9 protein-coding genes are annotated in these 9,718 nt (G+C 68.8%); 7 read left to right on the top strand and 2 right to left on the bottom strand.

Annotated elements, in window-relative coordinates; translation table 11 throughout:
• On the bottom strand, positions 1 to 654 hold a 654-nt coding region (locus ACGFYN_RS07740; RefSeq protein ID WP_393864840.1), incomplete at its 3' end, for an NADP-dependent oxidoreductase.
• Between the two features lie 100 nt (positions 655 to 754).
• Here ACGFYN_RS07740 and ACGFYN_RS07735 point away from each other — a divergent pair.
• A complete protein-coding gene (locus ACGFYN_RS07735) occupies positions 755 to 1,192 on the top strand; it encodes a MarR family winged helix-turn-helix transcriptional regulator (RefSeq protein ID WP_393864839.1) in 438 nt (145 codons plus the stop codon).
• 59 nt (positions 1,193 to 1,251) lie between these two features.
• On the opposite strand, the gene ACGFYN_RS07730 is transcribed toward ACGFYN_RS07735, so the two are convergent.
• Positions 1,252 to 1,944 carry a hypothetical protein gene (locus tag ACGFYN_RS07730; RefSeq protein WP_393864838.1) on the bottom strand — a complete coding sequence of 231 codons (693 nt, stop codon included), beginning with the start codon at positions 1,942 to 1,944 and terminating at the stop codon, positions 1,252 to 1,254.
• A 406-nt stretch (positions 1,945 to 2,350) separates the two neighbouring features.
• Here ACGFYN_RS07730 and ACGFYN_RS07725 point away from each other — a divergent pair, with 406 nt between their 5' ends.
• From ACGFYN_RS07725 to mmsB, 6 genes are all read left to right on the top strand, one after another.
• Entirely contained in the window at positions 2,351 to 3,514 is a 1,164-nt protein-coding gene (locus ACGFYN_RS07725; RefSeq protein WP_393864837.1) for a mandelate racemase/muconate lactonizing enzyme family protein, read from the top strand.
• A complete protein-coding gene (locus tag ACGFYN_RS07720) occupies positions 3,511 to 4,515 on the top strand; it encodes a zinc-binding dehydrogenase (protein WP_393864836.1) in 1,005 nt (334 codons plus the stop codon). The genes ACGFYN_RS07725 and ACGFYN_RS07720 overlap by 4 nt, the downstream gene beginning before the upstream one ends.
• A gap of 111 nt (positions 4,516 to 4,626) precedes the next feature.
• Positions 4,627 to 5,607: a hypothetical protein gene (locus tag ACGFYN_RS07715; RefSeq protein ID WP_393864835.1), complete on the top strand. Its 981-nt coding sequence runs from the start codon at positions 4,627 to 4,629 to the stop codon at positions 5,605 to 5,607.
• 116 nt (positions 5,608 to 5,723) lie between these two features.
• Positions 5,724 to 6,830 carry a multiple monosaccharide ABC transporter substrate-binding protein gene (gene chvE / locus ACGFYN_RS07710; protein WP_393864834.1) on the top strand — a complete coding sequence of 369 codons (1,107 nt, stop codon included), beginning with the start codon at positions 5,724 to 5,726 and terminating at the stop codon, positions 6,828 to 6,830.
• 46 nt (positions 6,831 to 6,876) lie between these two features.
• Positions 6,877 to 8,427, top strand: coding sequence for a multiple monosaccharide ABC transporter ATP-binding protein (gene mmsA / locus ACGFYN_RS07705; RefSeq protein WP_393864833.1), 1,551 nt, complete (start codon positions 6,877 to 6,879; stop codon positions 8,425 to 8,427).
• Positions 8,424 to 9,668, top strand: a complete 1,245-nt coding sequence (gene mmsB, locus ACGFYN_RS07700; RefSeq protein ID WP_393864832.1) for a multiple monosaccharide ABC transporter permease — start codon at positions 8,424 to 8,426, stop codon at positions 9,666 to 9,668. Before mmsA ends, mmsB begins: the two co-directional genes overlap by 4 nt.
• Positions 9,669 to 9,718: the final 50 nt, after the last annotated feature.

Genomic DNA, 9,718 nt, shown 5'->3' with positions numbered 1-9,718 from the left:
GTAGACGTCGATGCCGTCCGGGGCGGCCTGCTTCAGCTGCTCGTGGACCGGGCCGTTCTTGTAGTTGAAGGCGGCGTCGAAGCCGTACTCCTCGACGAGCAGCTTGACCTTCTCGTCGGAGCCGGCGGAGCCGATGACCCGCGAGGCGCCCTTGAGCTTCGCGATCTGGCCGACCTGGCTGCCGACGGCACCCGCGGCGCCGGAGACGAAGACCGCGTCGCCCTCCTTGAAGGCGCCGACCCGCAGCAGGCCCGCGTACGCCGTCAGGCCCGTCATGCCGAGGACGCCGAGGTACGTGCTCAGCGGCGCGGCCTCCGGGTCGACCTTGACGGCGTTCTTGGCATCCATGACCGCGTACTCGCGCCAGCCGAAGACGTGCAGGACGTGGTCGCCGGCCGCGATGCCCTCGGCGTTCGAGGCGACGACCTCGCCGACCGCGCCGCCCTGCATGACCTTGCCGAGCTCGAAGGGCGCGACGTAGGACTTGGCGTCGCTCATGCGGCCGCGCATGTACGGGTCCACCGAGAGGTACTTGTTCCGCACCAGCACCTGGCCCGGACCCGGCGTCGGGACCTCGGTCTCGACCAGGGCGAAGTCCTCGGGCTTGGGCCAGCCGACGGGACGGCTGAGCAGGTGCCATTCGCGGTTGATCATGACGAGCGCCTTTCCGGGCGTGGGGGAAATGTTTCAGTAGCTGAAACAACCATGCTCCTGAATATTTCAGGTTGTCAAGTAAAGAGGTATCCTGGGTGCCATGCCCACCCCTGAGAAGACCCGCCGCCCCGATGCGCTGACCATGGAGGTCGTCGAGCTGATCGGCGACGTGGTGGCCCGGTTCTACGCGGACTACGAGGAGGCGGCCGGCGAGCACGCGCTGACCGGCGCGCAGGCGCGGCTGCTGAGTCTGCTGTCGCTGGAGCCGCTGCCGATGCGGAAGCTGGCGCAGAAGCTGAAGTGCGAGCCGTCGAACGTCACCGGGATCGTGGACCGGCTGGAGGTGCGGGGCCTGGTCGAGCGCCGCCCGGACCCGGCCGACCGCCGCGTGAAGCTGGCCGCCGCGACGGACGAGGGCCTGCGGGTCGCCCGGGAACTGCGCGAGGGTCTGCGCTTCGCCCGCGAGCCGCTGGCCGGCCTGTCGGACGGGGAGCGCCGGTCTTTGCGCGATTTGCTACGGCGCATGCTGGCGGCGTAGCCGTTCGGCGGAACTCCGGCACCGCCCCCTGAAGCGGCCGCCACCGAGGCCGCGACCCCTCAGCCGCACCACCAGAGGAACCGCTTGCACGTGTGGGTCGGCGTGGGCGTGGGGGTCGGGTTCGACTTCGTCGGCGCCGAGGTCGGGGGCGGGGTCGACGCAGGGGGCGCGGTCGCCGGAGGTGTCGTCGCGGGGGCCGGGTTCGCGGTCGCCGTGGCGGACTGCGCGTCCTTGTCGGGCTCGTCCTTCTTCGCCTTGTCCTTCGCGGACTTCGACGGGGAGGGGGAGACGCCCGAGGACGGGACGTCCGTCGCCGAACCCGCGTCCGCCTTGCCGTCGCCCGGTTTGGCCTTGCCCACCTGCGACGCCGCCGCGCCTTCCGCCGACTCGTCCCCGGCCGCGGCCGGCTTGGGGCTCGAGAAGGGTGCGTCGACGCCCAGTTCGGCCAGGCTGAGGCCGCCGGCCGCGAGCGCGCAGGCCACGGTGATCAGCAGGATCCGGCGGCGCCGGCGGCGATGGGCGGCGGCTTTGCGGTCGCGGCGGCTGGCAGCACCCGCGGGCCCTTCGGCGGCCCGGTTGCCGCGCCCACGCCCGCGGCCACGTCCCTGCGCACGCCGCGCGGCGGCGCGACCCACCGGCGCACCGGCGCCGTCCTCCTCTTCAGCCTCGTCGTCGTCGGAGGCATGGCCCTCGGCGCCACCGTACGGGCCCTCGGGACCCGCCCCGTACGCCGCGCCCCCGGGCTCACGCACGCCGTTCTGCTCCGCATGCGCGCGGAGTTCTTCGAGCTGTGCGCCACATCCCGGGCAGGCGAGGGCGCCATTGAGGTGCCGTCGGCACGGGTGGCAGTAATCCATGACGCCGGAAGACTAAGTTCCTCTCAGGTAACGGTCATAGTCACAGCTGTGAAAGTTGTGTAGGGAACTACCCGTTCCGGCGCGGCGAGTTGAGGCCGTACGGCAGGGCGTGTCGGGCATCTCCCCCGATGGCGCCGAAACCGTCGTCGAAAAGCGCACCGAAAGCAGTGTCGAAACCGTTATGTGTTCGACCCATTGACACCTCCACCGCCCCGTCCTTACTGTCACGCCAGCATTTCGAACGTGTGACGAAATTTCGAACACAGTTGAAGAGACGTCGAACCAGCGAGGGACAACTGCCGTGCGCATCACCGGAATCAGCACACACGTGGTCGGGACGCCCTGGCGCAACCTGACCTACGTCCAGGTGCACACCGACGAGGGGATCACGGGAGTCGGCGAGACCCGCATGCTGGGCCACACCGACGCGCTGATCGGCTATCTGCGCGAGGCGGAGGCCAACCACATTCTGGGCTCCGACCCGTTTGCCGTGGAAGACCTCGTCCGCCGGATGAAGTACGGCGACTACGGCCGGGCCGGCGAGATCGTCATGTCCGGCATCGCTGTGATCGAGATGGCCTGCTGGGACATCAAGGGCAAGGCGCTGGGCGTGCCCGTCTGGCAGCTGCTGGGCGGCAAGGTGACCGACAAGGTCAAGGCGTACGCGAACGGCTGGTACACCACCGAGCGGACGCCCGAGGCGTACCACAAGGCCGCCCAGGGCGTCATGGAGCGCGGCTACCGCGCCCTGAAGATCGACCCCTTCGGCACCGGGCACTTCGAGCTGGACCACCAGCAGACTCTCTACGCCGTCTCCCTCATCGAGGCCGTGCGCGACGCGATCGGCCCCGAGGCCGAGCTGATGCTGGAGATGCACGGCCGCTTCTCCCCCGCCACCGCCGTCCGGCTCGCGCACGAGCTCGCGCCCTTCAAGCCCGCCTGGCTGGAGGAGCCCGTACCGCCCGAGAACCTGAAGGCGCTGGAGAAGGTCGCCGCCAAGGTCGACATGCCGGTCGCCACCGGTGAGCGCATTCACGACCGCATCGAGTTCCGTGAGCTGTTCGAGAGCCAGGCCGTCGACATCATCCAGCCGGACGTCGGCCATATCGGCGGCATCTGGGAGACCCGCAAGCTCGCCGCGACGGCCGAGACCCACTACATGCTCGTCGCGCCGCACAACGTGGGCGGGCCGGTGCTCACCGCCGCCTCGCTCCAGGTCGGCTTCACCTCCCCCAACTTCAAGATCCTGGAGCACTTCAACGACTTCGCGGACGCGGAGATCAAGAAGGTCGTCAAGGGCGCGCCGCAGGTGGACCCGGAGGACGGCTGCTTCCACCTCTCCCACGCGCCCGGCCTCGGCGTCGAGCTGGACGTCGACGCGGCGGCCGAGTTCCCGCAGCAGCAGGCCCGGTTCGACCTGTGGGCCGAGGGCTGGGAGAAGCGCAGCCCGAAGGGCGCCCAGTGAGCACCGCCGTCGTCGTCGAGGGACCCGGGGAGCACCGGCTCGCCGAGCACACGCCCGCCGAGCCCGGCGCAGGCGAGGCGCTCGTCCGGGTCCACGCCGTCGGCATCTGCGGCAGCGACCGCGAGGTGTACCAGGGCAACCGGCCCGAGGGATACGTGCGTTACCCGCTCACGCCCGGCCACGAGTGGTCCGGCACGGTGGCGGCGGTCGGGACCGGAGTGCCGTCGGCTCTCGTGGGCCGCAAGGTCGTCGGCGAGGGCTTCCGCAACTGCCAGGTGTGCGACCGCTGTCACGCGGGCGAGACCACGCTGTGCACCGCCGGGTACGAGGAGACGGGGTTCACCCAGCCGGGTGCGATGGCCACCACGCTCACCCTGCCGGCCCGGCTGCTGCACGTCCTGCCGCACGACGCGGACCTGACGGCCGCGGCCCTGCTGGAGCCGGCCGCCTGCATCGCGGCCGCCGCGCTCAAGGCGAACGCCCGGCCGGGCGCGCGGGTCGGCGTGGTGGGGACCGGGACGCTCGGCATGTTCGCCGTGCAGTTCCTGCGGGCCGGATCGCCGGGAGAGCTGCTCGTGGTGGGCACCCGACCCGACCGGGCCGGGCTTTCGAGAACTTTCGGCGCCACCGACTTCCGCACCAAGGACCAGGAGCTGCCCGGCGACCTCGACGTCGTGATCGAGACCGCCGGATCCGCGGACGCGGCCCGTACCGCCGCCGGCCTGCTCCGGCGCGGCGGGCGCCTGGTCCTGACGGGCATCCCGGCGCCCGGCGCCGAGGGCCTCGATCCGACCGACCTGGTCGTACGGCAGCTGGAGGTGCACACCGTCTTCGGGGCACCGCCGGACGCCTGGGCGCACACGGTGCGGGTGTTCGCGGCCGGTCTGCTCGATCCGCTGCCGCTCGTCACGCACGAACTGCCGCTGGACGAGTTCCCGCAGGCCATCGAACTGGTCGGGTCCGGCGATCCGAAGGTGGGCAAGGTGCTGCTCCGCCCCTAGCCGTACGCCGGTACGGGGGCGACCTGACGGCCTCCGTACCGGCGTACACCCAAGCCTTTTCTCTACCCCGAGCCGCGAACCTTGTCCGAAATATCGAACGAAGGACAGCTTGTGACGACCGACGCTTCCGCCACGGCGGCCCGCCGACCCGGTGAGCAGGTGCTCACCGCGCTCGGCCTGGGCGCGCCCGCCCTCGACCCCGCCGACGCCTCGCCGCACACCTTCCCCGGCGGCGGCCGCTGGCGCACCGAGATCCCCTCGTGCGAGGGTCCCGAAGCGCTGGCCGTCGTGCTCAAGGAGTCCTCGCGGCTGGACGTGCCGATCCACCGGATCAGCCAGGGCAGCGGCGTATGGATGCTGACCGACGGTGAGATCACCGAGATGGTCGAGGCCACGGCCGCACGCGACATCGAGCTCTGCCTGTTCACGGGCCCGCGCGGCACCTGGGACATCGGCGGCTCCGCGCGCTCCGACTCGCGGGGGGCCGGACTGCGCGCACGCGGCCACGACGCCGTCGCCGGCTGCGTCGAAGACGCCGTCCGCGCAACGGAGCTGGGCGTCAAGTGCCTGCTCGTCGCCGACGAGGGCGTGCTGTGGACGCTGCACCGGGCGCGCACGGCCGGGATCATCCCGGCCGACACCACGCTGAAGGTCTCCGCGCTCGTCGGGCCGGTCAACCCGGCCAGCTACGCGGTCTTCGAGCACCTCGGCGCCGACTCGGTCAACGTGCCGAGCGACCTGACGCTCGATCACCTCACCGAGATACGGCGGGTCTCCGCCGCCCCCATGGACATGTACATCGAGGCCCCCGACGACCTCGGCGGCTACGTCCGGATGTACGAGGTCGCCGAGCTGATCCGGCGCGGTGCACCGCTCTACCTGAAGTTCGGCCTGTCCAAGGCCCCCGGCATCTACCCGTGGGGCACCCACCTGCGGGACGTGACCCTGGACACCGCGCGGGAGCGGGTGCGGAGAGGGCGCTTGGCGCTCGACCTTCTTGCCCGGCATGGGGCGGACGGCGACATGGCTCCGCTCGGATCCCGGTTGCCGGGGCGCCTGAACCGCTTCCCCGTCGGCGGTGCCGCCGGATGACCGATGGGGACTGCGGGCCGCATGTGGCTGGTCGCGCAGTTCCCCGCGCCCCTCGGGGCGACTCACCGACCTCGCTTTCAGACATCTCAACGAAGAGAAGAACAGGGACTATCACTATGCGCACTCGTAGAAGCGCCCTCACCCTCATAGCCGGAGCCGCCTCGCTCGCTCTCACCCTGACCGCGTGCGGGCAGAACAGCGAGGGCGGCAGCAAGGAGGACGCGGGCAGCGCCAAGGGCGGCACCATCGGCATCGCGATGCCGACCAAGTCCTCCGAGCGCTGGATCGCGGACGGCAACAACGTCGTCAAGGACCTCAAGGCAAAGGGCTACAAGACCAAGCTGGTCTACGGCGAGGACGACCCCGACCAGCAGGTCTCGCAGATCGAGAACCTCATCACGCAGGGCGTCAAGGGCCTGATCATCGCGGCCATCGACAACAAGTCCCTGAACAACGTGCTCCAGCAGGCCGCCGACGCCAAGATCCCGGTGATCTCCTACGACCGCCTGATCCTCGGCACCAAGAACGTCGACTACTACGCGTCCTTCGACAACACCAAGGTCGGCGAGCTCCAGGCCAACTACATCGTCGACAAGCTGGGCCTGAAGAACGGCAAGGGCCCCTTCAACATCGAGCTGTTCGCCGGCTCCAACGACGACAACAACACCAAGTACTTCTTCAACGGCGCGATGAGCGTGCTCCAGCCGTACATCGACCAGAAGAAGCTCGTCGTCAAGTCCGGTCAGACCCAGCTCACCAAGGTCACGACCCTGCGCTGGGACGGCGCCACCGCGCAGAAGCGCATGGAGGACATCCTCACCTCCACGTACAAGAGCGACAAGGTGAACGCGGTCCTGTCGCCGTACGACGGCATCTCGATCGGCATCATCGCCGCCCTGAAGTCCGACGGTTACGGCTCCTCGAGCAAGCCGCTGCCGGTCATCACCGGCCAGGACGCCGAGCTCGCCTCGGTGAAGTCGATCATCGCCGGCCAGCAGACGCAGACCGTCTACAAGGACACCCGCAAACTCGCCGACGTCGCCGCGGGCATGGTCGACGACGCGCTCAACGGCAAGAAGCCGCAGACGAACGACAGCAAGACCTACGACAACGGCACCAAGGTCGTCCCGGCGATGCTGCTCCAGCCGGTGAGCGTCGACAAGACCAACTACCAGAAGGAACTGGTCGACACCGGCTACTACAAGGCGAGCGAGCTTCAGTAACCCCTTGTCGTTGTCGGTCACACCTACGGATTGAAAGGGCACGACCATGGCGGGACCCGTCCTGGAAATGCGCTCGATCGTCAAGACCTTTCCCGGCGTCAAAGCGCTGTCGGACGTCACGCTGACTGTCCGTCAGGGCGAGGTCCATGCCATCTGCGGTGAGAACGGCGCCGGAAAGTCCACCTTGATGAAGGTGCTCTCCGGCGTTCATCCGCACGGTACGTACGAGGGCGACATCCTCTTCGAGTCAGAGGTCTGCGAGTTCAAGGACATCCGGGCGAGCGAGCAGCGCGGAATCGTGATCATCCATCAGGAACTGGCACTGGTGCCCTTCCTGTCGATCGCGGAGAACATCTTCCTCGGCAACGAGCACGCCTCGCACGGACTCATCAACTGGAAGGAGACGCTGAAGCACGCCACCGGGGTGCTGCGCCGGGTCGGTCTGTCCGACCACCCGGAGACCCGGATCGCCGACATCGGCGTGGGCAAGCAGCAGTTGGTGGAGATCGCCAAGGCGCTCTCGAAGAAGGTGAAGCTGCTCATCCTCGACGAGCCGACCGCGGCTCTGAACGACGAGGACAGCGGCAAACTCCTCGATCTCATCCTGGAGTTGAAGAAGCAGGGCATCACCTCGATCATCATCTCCCACAAGCTGAACGAGATCCGCAAGGTCGCCGACTCGGTGACGATCCTGCGCGACGGCAAGTCGATCGAGACGCTCGACGTCAAGGCGCCGGCGACCACCGAGGACCGGATCATCTCGGGCATGGTCGGCCGCGACCTCGACCACCGCTTCCCCGCCCGCACGCCGTACGAGGGGGAGGTGGACGCGGCCCCGGCGCTGGAGATCCGCAACTGGACCGTGCACCACCCGATCGACCAGCAGCGCAAGGTCGTCGACGACGTGTCGGTCCATGTCCGGCGCGGCGAGATCGTCGGCATCGCGGGGCTGATGGGCGCGGGCCGCACCGAACTCGCGATGAGCGTCTTCGGGCGCACCTACGGCCGGCACGCGAGCGGCACGGTCTTCAAGGACGGCACGGAGATCCGTACCAAGACCGTCGCCGAGGCGGTCGGGCACGGCATCGCGTACGTCACCGAGGACCGCAAGCACTACGGCCTCAACCTCATCGACACCATCAACCGCAACATCTCGCTGACCGCCCTGAACAAGGTCGCGAAGCGGGGCGTGGTCGACGAGCACGAGGAGCGGCAGGTCGCCGAGCGCTTCCGCAAGTCGATGAACATCAAGGCGCCGACCGTCTTCGAGCCGGTGGGCAAGCTCTCGGGCGGCAACCAGCAGAAGGTCGTCCTCAGCAAGTGGATCTTCGCGGGCCCCGAGGTGCTGATCCTGGACGAGCCCACCCGCGGCATCGACGTGGGCGCCAAGTACGAGATCTACACGGTCATCGACCAGCTGGCCGCCGAGGGCAAGGCGGTCGTCTTCATCTCCTCCGAGCTGCCCGAACTGCTCGGCATGTGCGACCGCATCTACACCATGGCCGCCGGGCGGCTCACCGGTGAGGTTCCGCGGGCCGAGGCCACGCAGGAAGTGCTGATGCGCCAGATGACGAAGGACAAAGAGGTAACCCGATGAGCACGGATGTGACGGACAAGGTCCCGGCCTCGGCGCCGCCCGGCAGGAGCGGGGGTCCGGGCTCCGAGGGACTGCTGCAGCTGATGCTGGGCGGCCTCAAGCGCAACATGCGGCAGTACGGCATGCTGATCGCGCTCGGTCTGATCGTGGTCCTGTTCCAGGTGTGGACCGGCGGCGACCTGCTGCTGCCGCGCAACGTCTCCAACCTGGTGCTGCAGAACAGCTACATCCTGATCCTCGCGATCGGCATGATGCTGGTCATCATCGCGGGTCACATCGACCTGTCGGTCGGTTCACTGACGGCGTTCGTGGGCGCGTTCGCGGCCGTGCTGACGGTGCAGCACGGCATGGCGTGGCCGATCGCCCTCGTACTGTCCCTGCTGGTGGGCGCGGTCGCGGGCTCGGTCCAAGGGTTCCTGATCGCGTATCTCGGCATACCGTCCTTCATCGTGACCCTGGCGGGCATGCTGCTCTTCCGCGGTCTGACGGAGATCTTCCTGCAGGGCCAGACCCTCGGCCCGTTCCCGGACGGTCTGCAGAAGCTCGGCAACGGCTTCCTTCCCGAGGTCGGCCCGAAGACCAACTACCACAACCTCACGCTGCTGCTCGGCTTCGTGCTGCTGGCCTTCGTGATCTACCAGGAGGTCCGCGACCGCAAGCGCGAGCAGGAGTTCTCGCTGGACGTGCTGCCGCGCAACGCCTTCCTGCTCAAGCTCGTCGCCATCGCCGCCGCGATCCTGGCGGTCACCATGCTGCTCGCCAGCTACCAGGGCGCGCCCATCATCCTGATCGTCCTCGGTGTGCTGGTGGTCGGCTACGGCTACGTCATGCGCAACGCGGTCTTCGGCCGGCACATCTACGCGATCGGTGGCAATCTGCCGGCGGCCAAGCTGTCCGGCGTCAAGGACAAGAAGGTCACCTTCCTTGTCTTCCTGAACATGGGCGTGCTCGCGGCCCTGGCGGGTCTGGTGGTAGCCGCCCGTCTGAACGCGGCCTCTCCGAAGGCGGGCCTGAACTTCGAACTCGAGGCCATCGCCTCGTCGTTCATCGGTGGCGCGTCCATGAGCGGCGGTGTGGGAACCGTCCTCGGCGCGATCATCGGTGGTCTCGTCCTCGGCGTGCTGAACAACGGCATGAACCTCCTGAGCGTCGGCACCGACTGGCAGCAGGTCATCAAGGGCCTCGCCCTGCTGGCCGCGGTCGGCTTCGACGTGTGGAACAAGCGCAAGTCCGGTTCGTAAGTAGTCAGCTCGGGCCCCGTCACCGCGGCGGGGCCCCACCCCTTCACGGG

Source organism: Streptomyces sp. NPDC048419 (genome assembly GCF_043200415.1).
In the GTDB taxonomy this organism is placed as follows: Bacteria; Actinomycetota; Actinomycetes; order Streptomycetales; family Streptomycetaceae; genus Streptomyces.
This window is presented reverse-complemented; position numbering and strand designations above follow the sequence as displayed.

Coding starts and splice junctions, on each gene's coding strand:
- ACGFYN_RS07735 (WP_393864839.1), top strand. CDS start 755: ATGCCCACCCCTGAGAAGACCCGCCGCCCCGATGCGCTGACCATGGAG.
- chvE (WP_393864834.1), top strand. CDS start 5,724: ATGCGCACTCGTAGAAGCGCCCTCACCCTCATAGCCGGAGCCGCCTCG.
- mmsA (WP_393864833.1), top strand. CDS start 6,877: ATGGCGGGACCCGTCCTGGAAATGCGCTCGATCGTCAAGACCTTTCCC.
- mmsB (WP_393864832.1), top strand. CDS start 8,424: ATGAGCACGGATGTGACGGACAAGGTCCCGGCCTCGGCGCCGCCCGGC.